Genomic DNA, 21,576 nt, shown 5'->3' with positions numbered 1-21,576 from the left:
GAGAATTGATAGATTACCAGCTCAGGAGGGAACATCCTTGATCCAGACTTTGCAAAAAATTATTGGCAATCGGAAATTAAAAGAGTATGAAAAAGTTGTTCAAGAGATAAATTCAAAGGAGCCGTTCTTTGAAAGTCTAACCGATGAAGCATTACGTAAATTTACTTATCAATTAAAGCAAAAAATTTCTAATAACGAAGCTGTTATTTATGAAATTACAATAGATGCTTTTGCTCTAGTGCGCGAAGCATCCAAACGCGTTTTAGGGATGCGCCCCTATGATGTCCAATTGGTCGGCGGACTTGCATTACTTGATGGAAATATTGCTGAAATGCCAACTGGGGAAGGAAAAACATTGGTTTCCTCATTACCTGCCTATACTCGTGCGCTTGAAGGAAAAGGTGTTCATATTATTACTACAAACGAATATTTAGCCGGACGAGATGCGGACCAAATTGGGCAAATTCACGAATTTTTAGGTCTTACAGTAGGTTTGAACATTCCCAACTTAACTTTTGAGGCTAAAAAATCTGCATACAATGCAGATATTACTTATGGAATCGGAACAGAGTTTGGTTTTGATTATTTACGCGATAATATGGTCACTTCTTTAGTTGAACAAGTTCAACGCCCATATCATTATGCAATTATTGATGAAGTTGACTCAATATTAATAGATGAAGCAAAAACACCACTAATTATTGCTGGAAAAAAACCAACAAATAAACACTTATACTCGCTATGTGCGCGCTTTATTCGTACGTTTCTAAAAGATCGCGATTATTCTTTAGATGAAGAAACTAAAGCAATTACTTTAACTGAAGAAGGTATTTCAAGGATTGAAAAGGCATTTATGATTGATAATTTATATGACCTAGAACATACAACGCTTTTCCACTATGTTCATAATGCATTGCAAGCTGATTTAACATTTCAACGCGATGTTGATTATATTGTTCAAGAAGGCGAGATTCAACTAATTGACTTATTTACTGGCCGAATTATGGAGGGACGATCGTTAAGTAACGGTCTCCATCAAGCAATCGAGGCAAAAGAAGGATTAATAACAACTGAAGAAAACCATACCGTTGCGTCTGTAACAATACAAAATTATTTCCGTATGTACCCAATTCTTTCTGGCATGACTGGAACTGCAAAGACGGAAGAAAAAGAACTCCTACATGTTTATAACATGGAAGTTATTCGAATTCCTACAAATAAACCGGTAATCCGTATTGACCACGAGGATATTGTGTTTGAAAAAAAAGAAGAAAAACTCAGAGCAGTTCTGGCTGATGTAAAATTACGACATAGCAAGGGACAACCAATTCTAATTGGGACAACCTCCATTCGTCAATCTGAAATTTTAGCGGAATTATTAGAAAAAGAATCGATAAAGTTTCAGCTCCTTAATGCAAAAAATGTTGAAGAAGAAGCAAAGATGATTGCTCTAGCTGGTCGGAAGGGCATGATTACCATTTCAACCAACATGGCAGGTAGGGGGACTGATATCTTATTAGGTGAAGGGGTATCAGATTTAGGTGGTCTTCATGTAATTGGAACCGAACGTCATGAAAGTGAACGTATTGATTTACAATTAAAAGGGCGTGCAGGGCGACAAGGAGATACTGGTTCATCTCAATTCTATCTTTCATTAGAAGATGAATTATTTGTAAAATATAATCCAGAAAAGTTAGAGAAATTATATAAGAATCTACAAGCCGATCAATTTGGTAAGGTACTAAATTCCACCATACATGACTTTGTTTCATCTACACAAAAGTTTTGCGAAGAAAAACAGTCCTCAATTCGTGATTGGCAGCTTAAATTAGATGGTGTTGCGAATGAACATCGCCGTATTATGTATCAATTAAGAAATAATTTTTTGCAAAATGAAATTGGGATAGACTGGCTTATTGGTCAAGTTGAAGAAACTGTTGACCACTTATTATTGCAATTCTATCCTAAAGATAGTTCACCTGAAGATTGGGATCTATTTGAAGGAAAAACAGCACTTGAACAACTTATACCACCACTTCGAATAGATATTGAACATTTTAATACTGAACAAGAGATTTGGCATAACGTAAAAGAAGCTTTTTCAGTATATAAAGATGTATTAAGTGGGATAGAGGAAGAGAAAAAAGTAAAACTTATTAGTATTTTAAAAAGCACGGCATTAAGTACAATAGATTTACATTGGACTGAACATTTAGAGCATTTACAACAATTGATTGAAGGGATACACTTAAGACAGTATCAACAAGAAGATCCAATTCGACTATATGAATTTGAAGGATTTACTCTGTTTGAACATACTTATAACTCAATACAACAAGAAATATCAACAAATCTTGCTTCAACATTCCAAGAATTATCTTGTCCACAGGGGGTAGTAAAACAAAATGTTATCATCGATTAAGCGTTTATTACAAAAGGGTAAAGATTCAACAGTTTCATCGAGTGATTTATTGCAACAAACATCTACTGATCAAGCAGTTCAAGTTGAAGAAAACGAAGTGGTTGAAATTTTTCCTAAAGTTTCATTCCATCCATTAATGCATATTGAAGATGAAAAGCGTTATGTATATCAATTTTTAAATAATGAGCTTTCTCCTTTAAAACCAAATCAATTGTCATTATCTGCAATCGAACTTGAAACTAATGATGACGGAAGTGCAACTGTTACAGCATTCGTTCGTAATAGTTTAGAAAAATTAGTTCGTTTAGAAGATGCTATTCTTTTATTGATTAGTGAAGAAGGAGAACTATTAGCTAAAAAAGGATTTAGATTGGAAGAGCTTGGCGAAATGCCTCCTTGCAGTAGCCGCCCATGGCGCTTTGTATTTGAACGAGAGTATTTACTAAAAGAGGATTTACCTGAAACAGGATTTGAGTTAGCATTTGATTTATCGAAAACTATCCACAGATTAGATATAGATCCATCATGGGAAGGACGACTTTCTGAAGAACAAATTACAGAATTAAGCAATCTTGTAAATTCCTTACCTAAATTACGCATAAATGAAGTGAGTTTACATGCTTTACGAGCAAGCTATAATGAAGAAGGAAACTTAGGCGTTAATATTTTAGTTCGAAATGGATCAACACAAGCTGTTAATCTAGAATTACTACCACTAGAAATGTTAAATGAGAATGGCGAAATAATTGCGAAAGGATTATTCACACTACCTCCATTAACAATCCTGGCAAATACGAGTAAACCATGGACATTTATCTTCCCTAAAGAACTAGTAGAAATAAATGCGTTCTCACAATGGACAATCAGAATACCTGATCAAGAAGTTATTTAAGGCATAATTAAAATATAGATTCAAAAAGTTTAAAAGCAGGATTTTTGATCAAATAAGATCTTAAGGCCTGCTTTTTTGTATTTCCTGCCCCTACTCTCTCCAAAGAAACTTGCCTCTATCTACCCATCAGAAGAATATCCTTCTATTAACTCCTTAATCATCATTAACTTTTCTTCATCTGATTTTAGCTTATATTCTACTTTCTGACTTAAATACATACTAATAATCTTTGTAGCTTTACTAATTTGTTTATCAAAGATGTAATAAGAAATTGGTAATGTCCTCTCTTCTCCATTCCTAAACTGTATTTTTGTTTTTCTTTTCTCTTTTATATATTTATTTATTTGGATAAAATTTAGCCATTTACAAGATATGTTATTTTGCGAAGATGTAGGAATCATAATAATTGATAATGTGGGATTAATCATAAGAGGAATCTTTTTCATAGTTGGATATTTACTTTTTACGACTTCGAGATGACCTTTAATAGATTGATTATGGTAGAGGGCGGATTCTTTTAAGATTGCTTTCATTGGCCGTTTTGAATAGATTACCCCTTTGTTTTTATCTGTTATTTTGGTTAGATACTCTGGATGATCTGCAGCTTCAATCAGCATTGTTTCATACGTTACAACATAATCTAATTTCGACATATATGCCTCCTTTGAGGATTTTATACATATCGATTATATCAAAATTATCTTTCCGTATTTTTGAAACTTCTATGACCGTCTAGCCAGTGTTTTAGTAAACTTTACTTCTTTTAAAAATAGTAATATATAAAATTTCATTTGATTATTTCTGGCAAATTTAAAGTTTTAAATTCAATACTCAACTTTCACTCTATTTTCTTATTCTTAATTGATGTTTCCAAATATGATATATTTCTAATTTTTTTATATAGTTACTTCACCGCGGAATAAACATAAGGGCATGCCTTTTAGGAAGGCAGTAAGCATGAAAAGTAGTAAAGAACATATAAATTATGAAGTTTTTTCAGGAAAATTGAGGCCAAATACATTCGAGGAATGCTTAAACCAGTATTCCCGAATGATAAAAGCAACTATGAAGAAGCTACATATATACAAAAACTTCGATGAATATTATCAAATTGGTCAAATAGCATTATGGAAGGCTTACCAACACTATCAAAGTGATAAAGGGAGCTTTTCAAATTATGCATTTGTTACAGTAAGGGGCTATTTACTAAATGAGCTATCAAAAGCAATTAAATATGATGAGCGAAATGTAGTCGCAGAACAAAACCACGGGGATATAATATATTTCGACGAGACATTTTCACTAGATCATTTTATAAGTTTTCTAGATGGTATTTCTCCCCTACAGAAGCAAATTCTAATTAGACGTTTCTATTATGATCATGAGTTTCCACAAATCGCATATAACCTAAATATGAATGAATCAAGAGTTCGATCTAGTTATCGTTATGCATTAAAAAGACTAAGAGAATCAAAATAAAACTAAAAGAATAAAGTAATCTAATTAATGATTACTTTATTTTTTTACTTAACTAATGTAGTTTCATTATCTTCCAATTATCCCATTACTTTCTTCCTACTTATGTTTCCAGATAGACTATGTCACTGTGACTAGAAATTCAATTCTTATTATCATTTTTTTCTGATTTGACCTAAGGTAAGAAAATTATCCTAAAATTACTAAATTTCCCCAACTGATTATTAGTGTTTCGACATTTTTTAATCTAATGTCGAAATCTATTTTCTCAAAATTTTTCCAATTGTTGCAAATATAAAAAAACACCTTGATTTATCTAATGCGTTTAATATAATTGAAATATTAGTAATATTATTGTTTTTTTTGAAACTACAAATTCCTACAAACTACGTATTGGATTCATTATATAATTGTTTTATAAACTTTTTAAAAATTGTAATTAATAAACTAGAACTCCCACTAGAAAAAGGCAAACCAATTGAGAGATTGGGACGCAAAGCCACTGATCTTAGTTGTGAACATAGGAAAAAAGCACTAATTCACTGTATTTTTTAACTATTAAACGAACTAAGATAGCAGGGTTACCTAGGTATTTTATACCTTAATTTTAGGAGGCCATTATCCATGTACAGTGAATTGGAAAAACATTCTGCCGAATTAAACTGGATCGACTTACTACTAGAATGCATTGAAGTAGGCATAAGTCCTGATGAAGTGCGATCATTTCTTTACAATTGCGTTAAAGATTCGTGTCAAAACTAGGAGAACTACTCACTACTATGATATACTTTTTGTAATAGTCAAAAAGATATGGAGTAGCTTATATGATTGGAGAACGAATTAAAAAACTACGTTTACAACATGGAATGTCACTTACAGAGCTTGCAGAACGTGCTGGTATCGCAAAATCCTACATAAGTTCGATTGAACGAAATCTACAAAGCAATCCTTCAATTCAAGTACTTGAAAAAATTGCTGGCGTCTTCAATACAACGGCAGAAAGCCTCCTGAAAGATGATATTGATCCAACAAAAATTATTGATTCTGAATGGATGGATATCCTTCAAGAAGCAATTAATTCAGGTATACCAAAAGATGAATTATTAAAATTTATTGAGTTTAACAAGTATAAGCAAGGCAAATAAACCTTCAAATTAAAATGTTTCCATTTTAATTTGAAGATTTTTTTCTAACAAAAATAAGAAGGGCACTCTTCAAACGAAAGAGTGCCCTTCTTATCATTTATTTACGTAAATCATACTTTAAAGAAATGTTATCGATATATCCAGCATCCTTGCCTGCGCTTCCAGATTTATCTTTAGCATATGTAAGCTTTAACACATGATTACCTGGTTTGATTCCAAGATTTACATTAGACCAGTGGTTATCTGTTCCTGACGCATTGACAAGAACATTGCCATCTAATGAAATCGTTAAGATATCCTTATCTAGTTGTGATAGAACTAAATAATCAAAAGATAAGAATGCGTTGTATCCGTTATTTGGTACATTGATTGTCACTTCAGCAGTAGAAGAACTATTATTAGAAATGTTATTGCTAATTAAATAATAGTCAGTTTTCCCATCTACTTTTGAATTAATTCTTTGCCAATCACCAGCAATTGAAAATGGTGAACTAGCACTTTCAAAGTCTGCTAGATAACTCTTTTGCGGCTCATATAATCCACTAGCTAAAGAATCTAAATCATTAAGTGTATCATTTTTAATAGTTGTAGCTTTAGTAGCTAACGCTTTTGATTTCTTAAATTCTAAGTCATTTGTTGCAGTATTGATAACATCTGTTATTCTAGCAATTTCACCTGATAAATAATCTTTTAGTTTTGCATCACTAGTGTTTTTTTGTACTTTAATTAACTCTGCTAAACTTGCTTTGGCTTTATCTAATTCATCCTCTAAAGCATCAAGCGCTTTTGCTTGCTCAGCAGAAATTGATAGTTCGCCATTTGCAACTTGTGAACTGAAATCTGGTTTTAATCCCTTTACTTCAGCTTCAACACCACTAGTCGTTTGCCCATTTAGTTGGTTTACTAATTGGGTAAATTCGTTTGGCGTATTTTGTTTAATGCCAGTTAAAGCATTGTTAATCGCTTCAACGTGTTCGCTTGACTGACCATTAATTGTATTAGCTCCAGCTTGAGATAATTCACCTTGTTTATTATTTACCCCATCTTCTGAGTTAGATAACAAAGAATTTAATTGATCCTTCATCGCACCAATTGCATCTGAAGTTTTTGTACCCAGTGTACTACTTACAGTTGATTGCGCATCATTTAAAAGTCGAGAGGCAAAATTTATAAATAATGCTCCAGCATTTGTAGATGCGAATGCAGTACCTGTTGTTAAAATTCCTGCAGCCAATATGCCGACTGCAACTTTCTTTTTAATTGATTTCTTCTCCATTTTCCTTCGTGCCTCCATTAGACAGATTACACTTTTAGTGGTTTTGCAATTTTATGAATTGGTAAAATTGAAATAAGTACGTAACCCTTAATATCTTTAATTGGTATAAACCCAAAATCTTTACTTCTACTATCGTAGCTAATTCCCGGCTCTCGATTATCGCCCATAACAAATAAGTCGTTTTTAGGTACCGTTATTTTTTCCATATCTTCCGAAGTCCCATTTGTAGAGATTTCAGGGACTGGTTCGTTATTTACATAAATAATTCCCTTTTTAATAAAAACTGTGTCCCCAGGAACGCCAATTATTCGTTTTACAACATCAAATCCTTCAGATTCTAATCTCATAATCGCGACATCACCCAACTCCGGATCATGTGTAAAACGAGCTAATTTATTCACAAAGACTAAATCCCCATCATTTAAAGTAGGGTACATTGAAAATCCGCTTACCTTTGTTAGCCCAACTGTATTTAGCAAGATTACTAAAAGAACACTTAAAATCAGGAAGAATTTTAGCCATTCAGTTAATGATTGACTAAAAGTTTTTGTACTCTTTTCTTCTAATGTATTTTGTTCTTCAATTTTAGTAGCACCCATTACTGTTGACCTACCTCGCTTGACTGTTCTTGGCTGTTTCTATTTTGTGAATCATCTTTTTTTGAGTTAGATGTTTCATTTTCATTATTTGAGTTCACCATAGGAACCTGCTGATCCATTTCTTCTTCAGCTCGTTTCTGAGCGTTTTGTATAATTTTATCAATTTTTGCTTTTGCTTCTTGTACATCTTTTTCGTTCTTACTATCTATTTGCTTGATTAATTGATCTCCATACTTTTGTAGCTCTTCTTTCGATTCTAAGCTTTTTTGCGTTGCATATTTTTGAATTTCTTCGGCAGATTCATTAGACTTTTCTTGCACCTCTTTAACTAAGCGTGCTTTTTGCTTAATTGTTTCTGCTTCTGTCATACCAATAATATAATCACTTGCTTCCTGAGTTTGTTTTTTTGTCCACGCAGTCATTGCTGCTGGTAAATTCGTATCGGCAAATGAAAATGTTGTTGCGATAAGTAATCCACCACTTAACGTAACAGATCCAATTAAAAGCTTATTTATTTTTTTGGAGATCCATGTTTGTTTTTCTGTTTTTTCTGTATTATTCTGCATAATTTACCTCCCAATGACTACAATGAAAAAACAAACCTTTAGAGAATTTACTTCTTACTTATTAATTGCATCTACTAAATCTTGTAGCTGTTTAGTTGCATCGCTAACAGTTTGTTTTTGCGTATCTTCTAAAGTTTTGATAGAATCAGCTTTTTGTGTATCAATCTCATTTTTTAGTGAAGCCTCAATGCGAGCAATCTCAGATGATAAGTGATCTAAAACAGCTTTTTCTGAATCAGACGCTTGTCCATTTATTAAAGTAGAGATTTCAGTTTTAGCATCATTAATTTTTTGCGTTAAAGTGTTCACAGCTATTGTACGAGAAGAATTTAAATTAGTTTGAAGTTTTGTATCTGCACTTTTAGCAACTGCTGAAAGCTGAGTGTTAAAGCTACTATTTAGCGTATCTGATAATGCATTTAAATCAGAAGTTGTTTTGCCGTTTGTTGTTGAAACATAGTTAGCAAAATCGGTAGGAATACTCATATTTAAAGCTGCCATAGCTTCAGAAATTGCCGCAATATGCTCATTTAAAGCCGCACTAATTTGTTGATTTGCCAACTTTGTTTGAGCGTCTCCAACTGATTCGATTGTGTTTGCAGCATCAACTTTGTAGTTATTTACGTTAGTTTTCATATCTGCAACTGAAGAATCATATTTTGGTTGGTATGATGAAGAAAGCTCAGTTTTTGCATCAGAAGTTTTCGAATTAGCCCAGTTTGTTAATAACTCCCCTGCATTAGTACTTGCGAATGCAATCCCTCCAGAAATAACTAAACCAGCAGATACAATACCTATTACAACTTTACTCTTAACCTTTTTCATTTCTTTCTCTCTCCCTAAATTGTATATATTTTGTATTCTGTTCTCCAGTGAGAACGTATACAATTTAACTATACAAAAGACTAAATAATCTAACAATTGAGTTGAACCTTTATGAAAAGTGCTATTTTGACAAAAAACGACGAGAATATTGTTTTTTTAGATCACTTTTTGACGATAATTATATTTATTTGTTATTTTCTGTTGTCAAAACAGAACTTACTAACTATCACTCTATTAATTAGTCCTTTTTACACATAAAATACAAAAATAATTAAACGTAAATGCTGTTCATTCTCTATTTTTTTTCATATTTCAAAGGAAAAAACAGGATTAAGTACTAGGTCTTTAGTAGTCTGCAGGTTTACGATCGAACATCAATATGTAGAAATTTGTAGAAACTACAGAGGATAGATATCAGAGGAATAGTCTTTCCGTTCAGATTAAAGATCAAAGCAAAAAACCCCGATCCGTAATATAGTTAAACTATATTACGGATCGGGGTTTTTTCTCTCCATAAAAATTCAGACTATTGTGTTAATCCCAACTGATCGCGTAGTTCATTGGAAAGTGCTAAACGATTTTCTTCCGGTATTAAATAATAGTAGATTCCCTTAATCATTTTCCCACTTCCTTCTAGTTGCTGTTGTTCAATACTGTCAGTGGCACCGCGATAACTTTTCTGAATATCGAACATTTCATCTAAGGTTAAATTAGTTTCTAGGTTTTTACTAATTGAATTTAATATATCCTTATAACCCACTAAACTTTTAATTTTTGTTCCTTTATTAATTACTTCCTGAATAATTTGACGTTGTCTAGCTTCTCGTCCAAAATCACCTTGTGGATCCTCGTAACGCATTCGCGAGAAACTTAACGCCTTTTCTCCATTTAAAGACAATAATCCCTTTTTAAAGTGAAAACCGTCATTTGTGAAATCTAGAGTATTCATAACCTCTACTCCACCAATTGCATCTACAACGCCCTTAAATCCCTCCATATTGACCTCTAAATAGTAATCAATAGGTATGTTTAAAAATTTCTCCACAGTGTTTACACTCATCTGTATACCACCAAATGCAAATGCATGATTAATCTTATCAGTACGATTTTTCCCTACTATTTCGGTACGAGTATCGCGTGGAATACTAATAATTTTCGTCGTATGTTTTGTAGGATTAACTGTTATGACCATTAGAGAATCAGAGCGCCCCTGGTCACCTGGTCGTTTGTCTACGCCAAGGAGTAAAACTGAGAATGGATTTTTTTCCTTAACGCTGACGGATTCGACCCTTTTTTCCGTCTTTTCAATTGGGTGATAGATAACGCTTGTCGTTTTTGTTACTTCATGATAAATATAAAATCCAGTAGCCCCAGCTATTACTACCAGTACGGTCAAAACAATTCCAATGCGCAACATTATTTTTTTCCAGCTCACGGGTATTGCTCCTTTTAGTAAAAATTAAAGAGTAGTTAGACTAAATTAAAGAAAATATGTTTCAACGTCTTGTTAATTTTATTTTTTTTGTTTTAATGTTAAAACATTAATTTCAGGTGGGTTAAATAAACGAAACTTTAGGAACCGAATAAAATTGCTGCTTCCAAGACCTGTACTCACATATTGTTTAGTATGTTTGTGCTCCCAAAGTCCTTTAACACGGTTTTGTGGAGGAAACAGACCACCCCACTTATACCATCCCTCTGGAACAAATGGTGCTCCTATAAAAGGTAAACGAATTTGTCCTCCATGATAATGTCCAGCAATAATCAAATCGTATTTACGGTCTCTAAACTTCAGACTAGAATCATTTAAAAGACTATCAATTCTCGTGTCAACTATAGGATAGTGATTAAGCGCAATTAGAACATCATTCTTTTTTAAATGATTAACACCGGACATCTCTCTAATTAATGATTTACGGTGCTCAATATACTGCTTGGTTTGTACATATTCAGGTAAGAAGATTCCATTTGTTTGTTTTTCACTTTGAGAAGCGTTCAGGATCGACGTTTCAAAGTCAACGAAGTTAATTGAGGAATTGCTCTTTTTGACTGAATAAACAGATTCCAAGAATTTGACACCACGTTTTTCAATTCCTTTTATGAACTTACTTTTTACTAATACGCCTTTTGAATTTACATAATATGCATCTGGATCTTCATTTCCAGGTATATAAATGGCATTCTCTTTGTTTTGTATTCCTTCTAATAATTGATAAAAAGGCTTAATATTAGTACTTTGGCTTTTAAGAATCATATCCCCAGTAAAAACAATGGCATCATAATCGGTGGAATTAATGGATTTTAACAAGGGACTTTGACTTTTACCAAACTCTTTACTATGTAAGTCTGTTATTTGAAGAATTTTATATCCTTCAAATTCTTTTGGTAAGTGGTCTACTATGACATCTTGTTTTGCTATTATAATTCTGTTATTATCCCAAATTATATAAATTACTAGAGCACAGATAAATAATATGATTAAACCTGCAACTACTTTTGCTAATTTATTTTTCAAAGTAACCGCTCCATTGTCCACTTTTTATACTAAGTATTGATAGCCCGTTCAAATAAAATTAATACTTGATCGTCTGCTTTAATTCAAAAAAATCAAAGAGCTCCTCAACGCTTTCAGATACATAAACATTTTTACATTTACTTGCGTCAACTTTACTTTCAAATCCGTAACCATAAGTCACGGCAATAAAATCAATTCCCACTTTCTCTGCACCAATTGCATCATGCATGCTATCGCCAATCAATACTACCTTTGACAAATCATTTTGCTCTACCTCTTCTAAACACTTTAGAATTAAATCAGATTTACTAAGCGTATCGGCATCATCAACTCCAAAAATAGCATCAAAGTATTTATCCAATTCAAAGTTTTCCAAAATTTCTTTCGCTAAATCATCCCTCTTTAGTGTTGCAACTGCTGTAGTACAGTTTTTCTCTTTCAATGAAACTAGTAATTCTTTAATATTGCTATAATGTTTTGCTTCGAATTTACCTTTTTCTTTATATCTACTTCTATATATTTTTACAGCTTCTCTTGCCACTCCTTCATTAAAACCACACTCTCGCATAAATGATTCGACAGGTGGTGGACCAATAAATCGTCTCAGTTGTTGAACTGTTAATTCAGGTGCCCCCATTAAAATTGCAGTATGATTCGCACCAATCATGATTCCTTCAGCTGTATCTAATAATGTTCCATCTAAGTCAAAAATGATTGTAGAATATTTCATATGACCTCCGCTTTAATATGTCTTACTATACAAATGAACATCTTTATAAATTGTCGAAGTTACATAGTGAATTCCCATATGCTTTTCTACAGTGGTCAAATAATTTTTTATTTCTTCATTCTTCTTAACAAGCTCAACCATTTCAATATGATTAATTAATTCTGTTGAATAGTAGTTTTTAGCCTTGTTTAAACTGAAACCATCAAATCCTGCAAGATACACATGATCAATAAATAAACGATTTAATAAGTTAATAGCCATTAATCCAGCATTGTCTGAAATTATGGAGTTTTCTAGCAGTAAATCAGAATAGTTAACGACTATAGATGAATCGACTTTTAAGCTTGTAATGTTAGATGTTGTTATTAAATTTGTTGCAATCGATAAATCTTTTATTACATCTTCCATACTTTTAAATCTCTTACTATTGCTAATAAAAATGGCATTACAGTTAAAAGTACTTGGTAAAAAATTTACACTAATAATAAATGGGTTCTCTTCGTTTATAAACGTTTTAATATACTCTAATTCTTTTTCAATTGATTTACCTGGTGCTATAATAAGTACTTTTTTATTACCAATTAGTTTCCTTAATTTTTTTAAACTTTCTGTATCGTCTACCAATTGCATTTGATGATTTATATATAAATCATCAATATAATTTCCATCATAAAGATCACGTTTTTTCTTCGGGATTTTACTTAATATTGTATTGATTGATTTAACAGAAATCGTCTGTTTGTTCATTAAATATGATGCATAATTAGGGTGACAATTATTGATTGCAGCTATGAAATAGGGGACGGAATAACCCCATTTAGGCTCATTAAAAAATCTACTCAAATGTTCATCTACAATTTCCAATAACGGTACTATTTTATATTTTTCCTCAATATTTTCATTGATGTACTCGGAAATTAGCTCAGTGCATAAATTTCCCGCTCCTCTTCCCATACCAAATACCGAAGAATCTATTATTATATTTCTTTTAGTGTGCAGCGTTAACAATTCTTGGGCATTTGAAAAAGATAGTTGTAAATTATTATGAGAATGGAATCCGATGCTAATTGTTTTATCAAGATTATGATCTAGTAGATGGTACATTCTTAGTAAATTATTTTTGTACATGATCCCAAGTGTATCAACTAAGTAGAATGCATATGGTTTTAACGCATTAACTTTTTCGATCAAAGCTAACAGATTCGCATCAGTGTAGCTAGTAGTACCCACAGGTTGAATAAAAACTTTATACCCTTTTTCAATTAACATTTTTCCATATTCTAATGCTTCAGCGATTTCTTTTTCATTATCATGAAACGTTAATCGAATCCCATCAATTGAAGTACCATCATATACTTTTATTTTGTCGATTGAGATAAATGGTTGATCAATCATAGCTACGTAAATAGTATCATTATTTTTTGGCTGAATCAGTTCCTTGATCTTTTCTATATCATTGAAAATTGTAGTATCACTATCATAATCCACATCTCTAAGAAATCCACATTCTATAATGTCAATATTAGACTGTGTCAACTTTTCAATTACTTTTTTAACCGTTCTCTTGCCAAAGTTCCAATCGTTGATGTATCCACCATCGCGTAAAGTACAGTCGAGTAGCTTTATATTGTTCACTCAAAAACCACACTTTCTATACGATTTTTTATGATTTCCCGTACTTTATCTAAATCCTTTGGAGTATCTACAGATAAAGTAGTAACATTTGCTTCTACAAATTTTATCCTTTGACCATTTTCTATAAATCTAAATTCATCAATATCCTCAGCAGCTTCTAAAGGTCCCCTTGGAGCTGAATAACAGAACTCCAATGCACTTTTTGTAAAACATTGTACTCCAACGAACTTCTTATAATAGAAATCGTATGTCCCTTTTGGGTAAGGAATTGGACTTCTGGCCAAATATAAACCATATCCAAAAACATCTGTTGCAATTTTTATTTTAGAGAAGTCTACGGCCTCTAAAGGATTTTTTAATTCTGTCATTAAATTTGATACATATAAGGAATTTGAATCAACTTCCTTAGGTAGAATCCTTCTAATTGCCTCAGTTTCTATTAAAGGTTCATCCCCGTTTACATTAATATAAAAATCAGAATCTATTAATGTAGAAACCTCGTATAGTCGGTCTAGGTGTGTTTTATGATTTTCAGAAGTCATAATCGTTTTTATTCCATAACTTTCACAAACTTCTTTAATACGTAAATCATCTGTTGCTACATATACTTCACTTAGTTCCTCTAATCCTTTTAATCGTTCGTGAACCCACCAAATCATTGGTTTTCCACAAATATCTGCTAATGGTTTTCCTGGAAATCTTGACGAATTATATCTAGCTGGAATTACTCCGATAATTTTCATATAAATCCTCCCGTCTTTTTTTAATCCAGATACCGTTCTTTTTTAAGAACCACAGGATATATTAAAAAATCTTTTTTTATGTTAATTCAACTCCATATTCAAAAGCATTAGGAATATCACTGAATAATAGATTTTCATTTCTATAAAGTTCATATAATTTAAAGAAATTAATCTGTTCTTCTAAATAACCTAAATACCTTACATCTCTTTTTAGATTTTCTTGTAATTTAAGAAGAATATATTCCAAATAATAAATATATTGGTATGTTTCAGATTGGTCGACAAAATTTTTAAAGTTTATATTCTTCATATTGTTGCTAATAAAAAATTTATAGGCGTCTTCTATTTTTCTGCTTTGATTATATTTTACCGAGTCATCCATTTTTGAAATTATGTCAAACATGATAAAATAAAAGTCAAAGAAATAACTTCTCTTATTAAGAGTATTCCAATCTATTACTCTACACCCCAACTTATTTTTAAGAATATTTCCTTCCCAAAAGTCACCATGAGAAAACACTAATAACAATTTCATTTCAGAAGGTTTCTCTTCCAGTTTCTCATTAATTTCTACAATAAAATCTTGAATATTTTTTGCAAAACTTTTTAACTTTTTATTTTCTTTTAAATACAATTCTACTAATTTATTGATCCTAATGTTTAAGTTTTGAATATGGTTTTTCAATAATATTAATTGGTGGTTATTACTTAATATTATATCCTTTAATATTGGAAGAACTTCTGAATAGAAATGTTGATTATTCTTAAAATTAAATGATGAAGTTTTAATATTATAATATGACTCCTTCATAAATCGTTTTTTTATATCCCAACTTATTAACTCCGGTGCTAATTTACACTTTTGAGATTCTTTAAATTTCGTTATAATTTCTTTAATCTCCTTAATTGAAAAATGATTAGGAAAAAAAGTTATGAGAATCTTCTCTTTAAAATTTACAATTTTGTATTCCCCTTGAACAGTTACTAATAAACAGTGTCCATTATGTATTGTAGAAATATTGGGATGGGAACTTTGAGACCCAGGAAGTAAATATTTTTTTTTATAAATTAAATAGATAAATTCTATTACTCTAATTAAGCAAACTAAGGGTTTTATAAAATTTAACGCTCGACTTCTTGTTTTTCTTGTAAAAAAATTAAAAGGTTTTCCTCGTAAAAGCATGTAGTATATAAGACTTACTATATTTTGATCTAATTTTATATATAGTAGCCTATATTGTAAATTATCAATAAAAATATATGTATTTTCTTTACTCTGCATTTGCTTTTTACTTGAACTTTTATTATTTAGCATACATTTTTACCCCAAACTTATTTAATAAAAATACTACTCCACTTTGGTTTGTAACAAAGAACCCCTAAATAAAACCTCATCTAAATTTACTCTTTCAAATAGTTCTAGCATTCCTCCTCTTGTAGCGTTATATATTTTTATATTATTTTTATCTGCAAACATCTTAGCTTCTTTATAAGCAACAACCATTCTTTCGCCCGCTGTTAAAAACGTAGAGTCAACACCTTGATACTCCCTAAAGTGATGGTTTAAATTGCTTGGATAGTTACAATCTACACCAATTAAATAGATTTCTTTAAATCCCATATAAACTGCTATTTGAATCATTGAATACGTAATTGAATACCCATCGTATACCACGGCAAAGGCATTACCGCTAAACTTTGAATAATATTTTTTATGTGGAAAATCATGACTAAGTATATTATGTGGATATATAAAAGAATCATCCGAAACTTTTTTTTGTTTAACAATAAAGTCACTTATGAATTTACATTCGACCTCAAGTGACTCTATTTCCTTTTCAAATTGATTATATATCCCTATATCTTGAATTCCATAATATGTTGGTCTCCAATTTGTTTCATTAAAAGCTAAGCATATGGAATTCATACTATACGTATTTTCATTATGTAGCTTTTCTAAATCTTCAATAGTTAAACTAGGTCCAGTGCCTACTATAAAGCATCTCTCTCCAACATGTTTATTTTTTAGTAGTTTTAACTTTTTATATTGATTAACATGAGAGATTCCCATTAACCTTAAATACTTCATTAGATTAAACTTAAAAATATTAAATAATTTAGGTAACATAATAAGTTGAATGAATCTTAATTTCTTAATAAAAAAATAAGTAATTTTATTTTGCTTTAACTTATTCTTAATGCTCATGCATTCCAACACCTCGAATTTAATCTATCTAAGAAACTAAGTTTATACTAATATCTAATTCTTTTAAATTAGTTAACTTATTTAACAATCTAAAATCAGAAATATTATTACCAGCTAAATATAGTTTTTCTAGATTTACAAAATACTGTATACCATCTAAATTAGAAATATTCTGGTTTCTCAAATCTAGTTCTTTTATTAAGCTCAATTTCGATATAGAGATCCATTGATCATTTGGTCTCGATACTAATTCTCTTACAAAATTTTCAAAATTTCTATCTATGAAAGTAGCTGCACCAGCTAATTCAGCAGTTGTATAGAATTCCATTCCTAACTTTTTTGCCTCACTAATAATATACTGAATTGTATTAGGTGAAATTCTATACTTACCTGAACCAGTAGGGTCCTCTCCCCATCCAAATTCATCCCAGCAAATTTCATCTGGAATTATTGAATGACACATAAAGATTAAATTCATGCCTGTTTTTTTACAAATTTTCATCATTTTTTTTATATACTTAGGATTTTGCAAACAATTTCTATCTATACAAATTGAAGGAGCTAATCCAGTATGTTTAAATGGTGTAAGATTATCACCTACCAATTGTCCTCTTACAATTTTAAAGTATTTAGGTATTAACGCCTTAATATTATCTTCATTGTATTCTGCATATGGAAATGCAAAGGTAACAGGCTTTTTAAACTTCTCTTTTGTTTTAGAGTGTGATTGTTTTTCCAGCCAATCGAACAAGGGTTCAATCTCAGCATCTAACCACTTATATACACCTTTTTCACGGGAATATGTGTCAGCATTTTGATGTTTATAACCATGGTGTGCTATTTCGTGACCTTTGGCTTGTAACTCTAATAATAAATCTATTTCTTCTTGGGAATGCTCTCTTTCATTTTCAAAATGATGAAATGCATTTACATTAAAAGTTACTTTTACATCGTAATGTCCAAACAATTCTTTTCCGTATTTAGCCCATTGGCTAACTCTATAACTGTCGTCAAATGTAAATGCAATTCCAGGTTTATTTATATAAGGGGACATATTACTAAGCTTTTCGAATTGAATATTCTTTTCCATCTTTTTTATTAAATACTGCCAAAATCTATATGAGTGATACTTCCTCTTTACTTTTCTTAAAATATCTATTATTCTCTTCAACCTTAGTTTCCTCCTCCTACCCGTCTGAAATTATATTACTGACATTTTTAATTCATTAACAGAGACAAGTTTTCCATTACTTATCTTATATACAACATCACAATTTTCAATAGTAGTTAGTCTATGAGCAATGATTATTAAAGTCTTTTCACCTTTCAACTTATTAATTTCTGACATAATTTCTTTTTCCGTTTCATTGTCTAATGCTGATGTTGCCTCATCCATAAAAATTATTTCAGGATTATGATACAGTGCTCGAGCAATCCCAATCCGTTGACGTTGACCGCCAGAAAGTCTTACTCCTCTTTCTCCAACAGGTGTATCTAACTTCTCAGGCAGAGACTCAACAAACGCCTTTAACTGTGCCTGTTCTAGAGCTTTCCATACTGCTCTATCATCTATGTGAGAATTTGGCATTCCAAAAGCAATATTACCTCTAATTGTGTCATCTGTTAGGAAAATCGATTGAGGAATATATCCTATTTTCTTTTTCCAAGTTGACTCTATTTCGTGAAAATCTTTATCATCGACAGAAATGGTTCCTTTTTCCGGACGAAAAAGACCAAGAATAATATCTACTAGAGTTGTTTTTCCAGCGCCTGATTCCCCTATAAATGCTACTGATTGACCTATTGGAATCGTTAATGATACGTCTTTAATTGAATAGTCCTGTTGGTTAGGATACTTAAAAAACACACCATTCAATCTAATTGAATCCTTAAATGTCCCCTCTTCATTAATAGATAAATCTAAAGAGTGATCCTCCGTAAAATTTTGCGAAAGCTCTTCTGAATTTACAAATAAGTCTTCATAGATAACAGTTAAAGCTGGCCTATTATATCGAATAGTTGAAATCATCGAGATTACTCGATTAATAGAAGGCATAAGTCTAAAAGCTGCCATTGCAAATAGAGCCATAGTAGATACTATTTTTGTCATCGTAATCCCTTGGAAAATAATGATCAACATAGTAATAAGAACAATTGATACAATTAACGTTTCAATAAACAACCTTGGAACTTGGTCAAGCATCATGATATACCGTTTAATAATTGCATTTTTTTGGCTCTGCTCTGCATAAGCATTAACAAAAAAGTTTTCTTTTCCAGATACCTTCACTTCTTTACTTGCGCCTAACCCCTGGTTCATCCATTTAATCATCTGCCCGTTAACTTGCTGTTGTTCTTTTCCTATTTCACTCATCTTTTTCCTAAACATTTTTAAAAACAATATGACGCTTCCGCCTAATAAAAAGGAGGCTGTTAATGTTGCTACTGGAGTTGTATATAATAACAAACTTAAAATGCAAAATATTACAAGTAACTCCGTAAACAATTGAAATCCGGATAAAATAATCCCCTGAAACACTTTAGGTACTTCCTCATTTACATTTCGAAGTAATACTGCTGTGTTTCTTTGTAAATGAAATGTATATGGTTTTGTTAAGTACCCATTAAATAGTCTTTTTGACAATTTAACTTGTTGGTTAAGAATCACACGGTTCTGGGAATATTGAAACAATAAAATATATAAATTTTTTAAAACAAAAATCAAAAGTAGTACAAAGACCGAAAAGATCAAAAAAGATGTTGTCGATTTAAATTGAAATAACTCATAAATTGTATTTAAAATCTTTTGTTCCTTTATAATCGAAGGATTCGTAACAATACCTACGAATGGAACGATTAATCCAATCCCTACTGTTTCAAACATCGCAGAGACTATCATCATAAGAAATAAGACTAACAACTTTTTCTTTTCTCTTTTGTTAAAGAGCAGAAGTAATTTATTTAATGTATCTCCCAATTTTCTTTCACACCTTTACAATGAAATATCTAAAGATAACATCAATTTTTAAATGCTATCTGTTGTTTTCAATTTTACTTTTCCATTTTATAAACTCAAAAATAGATTTATACTCATGGATTTTTTCAATATCAATTCCTAATTCCTTAAGTTCAATTGCAAAATTGAACCATTCCTTTTCAAGGGGATGCTGTATTTCTGCATTTATACCTAACAAAGTGCTCATATCGACACTTAGTACTTTCGTAATCTTTTCCATAACTTGAATAGATGGATTCTGGTTTATTTCACGTTCAATGTTACTTAAATAGGACTTAGAAATATTCGCTTTTTCAGCAAGCTCAGATAATGTTAACCCCTTCTTTTTACGAATTTCTTGTATTTTTTTTCCTATCATATTTTCACCTCTTTTACCTTACAGAGTTCTTTATAAATTGTATTTTTAAGACAACTTATAACCCTGTTTTGCTCTTCTTCTGTTAAGTTTGATCCAGAAGGAAGACATATGCCTGTTTTAAATAAGATTTGAGCTACATCTTCATTTTTATCATGTGAATAATAAGGGGTATTTTCAAAAAGGGGCTGCATATGGAGCGGTTTCCATACATGACGAGCTTCAATATTTTCTTCTGCCAATGCTTCAATTAGACGCTTAGTAGAAATTCCTAATTCTTGGTCAATTGTAACGACTGTAAGCCAGCGATTACTCCTTGTATTTTTTAATTCAGGCATGAACGATAAACCAGTTATATTTGATAGTTCTTTAGAGTAACGTTCAAAGATAAGTCTTCTTTTTTCTACTCTTTCATCCAATACTTCTAATTGAGCTCTACCAATTCCAGCTAGTATATTACTCATTCGATAGTTATATCCCATTTCACTATGTTGATAGAATAGTGTTGAGTCCCTTGCTTGAGTAGCTAAAAAACGAGCTCTTTGTAGGGCTTCAACGTCATTAGAAATAAGCGCTCCTCCTCCTGACGTTGTAATGATTTTATTTCCATTGAATGAAAAAATACCAAATCTTCCAAATGTACCACTTACTTTACCTCTATATGTTGATCCCAGTGATTCAGCCGCATCTTCAATGATTGGAACATCAAATTGATTACATAATGCAAGTATTTCGTCCATTTTTGCACTTTGACCATATAAGTTCACAACAATTACAGCTTTTGGTAACTTATGTTCCAAATGTGCATCCTGAAAAGCTTTTTCAAGAGCCCTCGGAGACATATTCCACGTATCTGACTCTGAATCAATAAAAACTGGCTGAGCTCCTAGATAAAGAATCGGGTTCGCGCTTGCCACAAAAGTAAGGCTTGAACAAAAAACCTTATCACCTTTTGTTACGCCTAATAAAGAAAGAGCCAAGTGAATTGCCGCCGTTCCTGAATTGACGGCAACTGCTCCACTGGCTCCTACGTATGAGGCAATCTCTTTTTCAAATGCGTCAACATTTGGTCCTAGAGGTGCAACCCAATTCGAATCAAATGCTTGATTAATATATTTTTGCTCATTTCCACTCATATGTGGAGGAGAAAGATAAATTTTTGATAAAGACATTTG

The 21,576-nt window shown here is 31.5% G+C and carries 20 protein-coding genes and 1 riboswitch; of the genes, 4 read left to right on the top strand and 16 right to left on the bottom strand.

The window, feature by feature from the left end; all coding sequences use genetic code 11:
- Nucleotides 1-37: 37 nt before the first annotated feature.
- Nucleotides 38-2,422, top strand: coding sequence for an accessory Sec system translocase SecA2 (secA2, locus tag ACFWM3_RS02480; protein WP_390310038.1), 2,385 nt, complete (start codon nucleotides 38-40; stop codon nucleotides 2,420-2,422).
- Entirely contained in the window at nucleotides 2,406-3,314 is a 909-nt protein-coding gene (locus ACFWM3_RS02475; protein WP_056469476.1) for an accessory Sec system S-layer assembly protein, read from the top strand. Before secA2 ends, ACFWM3_RS02475 begins: the two co-directional genes overlap by 17 nt.
- Nucleotides 3,315-3,433: 119 nt before the next feature.
- On the opposite strand, the gene ACFWM3_RS02470 is transcribed toward ACFWM3_RS02475, so the two are convergent.
- A complete protein-coding gene (locus ACFWM3_RS02470) occupies nucleotides 3,434-3,967 on the bottom strand; it encodes a competence protein ComK (protein ID WP_390310036.1) in 534 nt (177 codons plus the stop codon).
- Nucleotides 3,968-4,271: 304 nt separating this feature from the next.
- Here ACFWM3_RS02470 and ACFWM3_RS02465 point away from each other — a divergent pair, with 304 nt between their 5' ends.
- Together ACFWM3_RS02465 and ACFWM3_RS02460 are read left to right on the top strand one after the other, a co-directional pair.
- On the top strand, nucleotides 4,272-4,793 hold the full coding sequence (locus tag ACFWM3_RS02465; RefSeq protein ID WP_390310034.1) for a sigma-70 family RNA polymerase sigma factor: 522 nt from the start codon (nucleotides 4,272-4,274) through the stop codon (nucleotides 4,791-4,793).
- A 455-nt stretch (nucleotides 4,794-5,248) separates the two neighbouring features.
- Nucleotides 5,249-5,379, top strand: a riboswitch (cyclic di-GMP riboswitch).
- Nucleotides 5,380-5,614: 235 nt separating this feature from the next.
- Entirely contained in the window at nucleotides 5,615-5,935 is a 321-nt protein-coding gene (locus ACFWM3_RS02460; RefSeq protein ID WP_025671315.1) for a helix-turn-helix domain-containing protein, read from the top strand.
- 97 nt (nucleotides 5,936-6,032) lie between these two features.
- On the opposite strand, the gene ACFWM3_RS02455 is transcribed toward ACFWM3_RS02460, so the two are convergent.
- The 15 genes from ACFWM3_RS02455 to ACFWM3_RS02385 form a co-directional block, all read right to left on the bottom strand.
- Entirely contained in the window at nucleotides 6,033-7,211 is a 1,179-nt protein-coding gene (locus ACFWM3_RS02455; protein WP_390310032.1) for a hypothetical protein, read from the bottom strand.
- Nucleotides 7,212-7,237: 26 nt separating this feature from the next.
- Nucleotides 7,238-7,810 carry a signal peptidase I gene (lepB, locus tag ACFWM3_RS02450; RefSeq protein WP_390310030.1) on the bottom strand — a complete coding sequence of 191 codons (573 nt, stop codon included), beginning with the start codon at nucleotides 7,808-7,810 and terminating at the stop codon, nucleotides 7,238-7,240.
- Nucleotides 7,810-8,376 carry a hypothetical protein gene (locus ACFWM3_RS02445; protein WP_390310028.1) on the bottom strand — a complete coding sequence of 189 codons (567 nt, stop codon included), beginning with the start codon at nucleotides 8,374-8,376 and terminating at the stop codon, nucleotides 7,810-7,812. Before ACFWM3_RS02445 ends, lepB begins: the two co-directional genes overlap by 1 nt.
- Nucleotides 8,377-8,430: 54 nt before the next feature.
- Entirely contained in the window at nucleotides 8,431-9,201 is a 771-nt protein-coding gene (locus ACFWM3_RS02440) for a hypothetical protein (protein ID WP_390310026.1), read from the bottom strand.
- Between the two features lie 526 nt (nucleotides 9,202-9,727).
- The gene (locus ACFWM3_RS02435; RefSeq protein WP_390310363.1) at nucleotides 9,728-10,618 is read right to left on the bottom strand and encodes an LCP family glycopolymer transferase; all 891 of its coding nucleotides are present in this window, start codon (nucleotides 10,616-10,618) and stop codon (nucleotides 9,728-9,730) included.
- Nucleotides 10,619-10,714: 96 nt separating this feature from the next.
- On the bottom strand, nucleotides 10,715-11,716 hold the full coding sequence (locus tag ACFWM3_RS02430; RefSeq protein ID WP_390310024.1) for a metallophosphoesterase: 1,002 nt from the start codon (nucleotides 11,714-11,716) through the stop codon (nucleotides 10,715-10,717).
- A 58-nt stretch (nucleotides 11,717-11,774) separates the two neighbouring features.
- Complete coding sequence (locus ACFWM3_RS02425; RefSeq protein ID WP_390310022.1) at nucleotides 11,775-12,446, bottom strand: HAD hydrolase-like protein; 672 nt, start codon at nucleotides 12,444-12,446, stop codon at nucleotides 11,775-11,777.
- Between the two features lie 12 nt (nucleotides 12,447-12,458).
- Nucleotides 12,459-14,081, bottom strand: a complete 1,623-nt coding sequence (locus ACFWM3_RS02420) for an aldolase catalytic domain-containing protein (RefSeq protein WP_390310020.1) — start codon at nucleotides 14,079-14,081, stop codon at nucleotides 12,459-12,461.
- The gene (locus tag ACFWM3_RS02415; protein ID WP_390310018.1) at nucleotides 14,078-14,824 is read right to left on the bottom strand and encodes a 3-deoxy-manno-octulosonate cytidylyltransferase; all 747 of its coding nucleotides are present in this window, start codon (nucleotides 14,822-14,824) and stop codon (nucleotides 14,078-14,080) included. The genes ACFWM3_RS02420 and ACFWM3_RS02415 overlap by 4 nt, the downstream gene beginning before the upstream one ends.
- Before the next feature lie 76 nt (nucleotides 14,825-14,900).
- Nucleotides 14,901-16,139: a hypothetical protein gene (locus tag ACFWM3_RS02410; protein WP_390310017.1), complete on the bottom strand. Its 1,239-nt coding sequence runs from the start codon at nucleotides 16,137-16,139 to the stop codon at nucleotides 14,901-14,903.
- 33 nt (nucleotides 16,140-16,172) lie between these two features.
- Nucleotides 16,173-17,030 carry a 6-hydroxymethylpterin diphosphokinase MptE-like protein gene (locus ACFWM3_RS02405; RefSeq protein WP_390310015.1) on the bottom strand — a complete coding sequence of 286 codons (858 nt, stop codon included), beginning with the start codon at nucleotides 17,028-17,030 and terminating at the stop codon, nucleotides 16,173-16,175.
- Between the two features lie 28 nt (nucleotides 17,031-17,058).
- Nucleotides 17,059-18,201, bottom strand: coding sequence for a polysaccharide deacetylase family protein (locus tag ACFWM3_RS02400; protein ID WP_390310013.1), 1,143 nt, complete (start codon nucleotides 18,199-18,201; stop codon nucleotides 17,059-17,061).
- Between the two features lie 30 nt (nucleotides 18,202-18,231).
- Nucleotides 18,232-20,007 carry an ABC transporter ATP-binding protein gene (locus tag ACFWM3_RS02395; protein ID WP_390310012.1) on the bottom strand — a complete coding sequence of 592 codons (1,776 nt, stop codon included), beginning with the start codon at nucleotides 20,005-20,007 and terminating at the stop codon, nucleotides 18,232-18,234.
- 55 nt (nucleotides 20,008-20,062) lie between these two features.
- The gene (locus ACFWM3_RS02390) at nucleotides 20,063-20,404 is read right to left on the bottom strand and encodes a helix-turn-helix domain-containing protein (protein WP_390310010.1); all 342 of its coding nucleotides are present in this window, start codon (nucleotides 20,402-20,404) and stop codon (nucleotides 20,063-20,065) included.
- Nucleotides 20,401-21,573 (bottom strand): DegT/DnrJ/EryC1/StrS family aminotransferase, encoded by a 1,173-nt coding sequence (locus tag ACFWM3_RS02385; RefSeq protein WP_390310008.1) that lies wholly within the window; start codon nucleotides 21,571-21,573, stop codon nucleotides 20,401-20,403. Before ACFWM3_RS02385 ends, ACFWM3_RS02390 begins: the two co-directional genes overlap by 4 nt.
- Between the last annotated feature and the right edge of the window lie 3 nt (nucleotides 21,574-21,576).

Origin of the sequence: Gottfriedia sp. NPDC058432 (assembly GCF_042721555.1) — a bacterium.
Lineage (GTDB): Bacteria > Bacillota > Bacilli > Bacillales > Bacillaceae_G > Gottfriedia.
The sequence above is the reverse complement of the archived record's forward strand: the minus strand, read 5'-3'. Positions and strand labels throughout refer to the sequence as shown.

Coding starts and splice junctions, on each gene's coding strand:
- ACFWM3_RS02440 (WP_390310026.1), bottom strand. CDS start 9,201: ATGAAAAAGGTTAAGAGTAAAGTTGTAATAGGTATTGTATCTGCTGGT.
- ACFWM3_RS02465 (WP_390310034.1), top strand. CDS start 4,272: ATGAAAAGTAGTAAAGAACATATAAATTATGAAGTTTTTTCAGGAAAA.
- ACFWM3_RS02425 (WP_390310022.1), bottom strand. CDS start 12,446: ATGAAATATTCTACAATCATTTTTGACTTAGATGGAACATTATTAGAT.
- ACFWM3_RS02445 (WP_390310028.1), bottom strand. CDS start 8,376: ATGCAGAATAATACAGAAAAAACAGAAAAACAAACATGGATCTCCAAA.
- ACFWM3_RS02415 (WP_390310018.1), bottom strand. CDS start 14,824: ATGAAAATTATCGGAGTAATTCCAGCTAGATATAATTCGTCAAGATTT.
- ACFWM3_RS02455 (WP_390310032.1), bottom strand. CDS start 7,211: ATGGAGAAGAAATCAATTAAAAAGAAAGTTGCAGTCGGCATATTGGCT.
- ACFWM3_RS02410 (WP_390310017.1), bottom strand. CDS start 16,139: ATGCTAAATAATAAAAGTTCAAGTAAAAAGCAAATGCAGAGTAAAGAA.
- ACFWM3_RS02405 (WP_390310015.1), bottom strand. CDS start 17,030: ATGAGCATTAAGAATAAGTTAAAGCAAAATAAAATTACTTATTTTTTT.
- ACFWM3_RS02475 (WP_056469476.1), top strand. CDS start 2,406: ATGTTATCATCGATTAAGCGTTTATTACAAAAGGGTAAAGATTCAACA.
- ACFWM3_RS02460 (WP_025671315.1), top strand. CDS start 5,615: ATGATTGGAGAACGAATTAAAAAACTACGTTTACAACATGGAATGTCA.
- ACFWM3_RS02435 (WP_390310363.1), bottom strand. CDS start 10,618: ATGTTGCGCATTGGAATTGTTTTGACCGTACTGGTAGTAATAGCTGGG.
- lepB (WP_390310030.1), bottom strand. CDS start 7,810: ATGGGTGCTACTAAAATTGAAGAACAAAATACATTAGAAGAAAAGAGT.
- ACFWM3_RS02385 (WP_390310008.1), bottom strand. CDS start 21,573: ATGTCTTTATCAAAAATTTATCTTTCTCCTCCACATATGAGTGGAAAT.
- ACFWM3_RS02390 (WP_390310010.1), bottom strand. CDS start 20,404: ATGATAGGAAAAAAAATACAAGAAATTCGTAAAAAGAAGGGGTTAACA.
- ACFWM3_RS02470 (WP_390310036.1), bottom strand. CDS start 3,967: ATGTCGAAATTAGATTATGTTGTAACGTATGAAACAATGCTGATTGAA.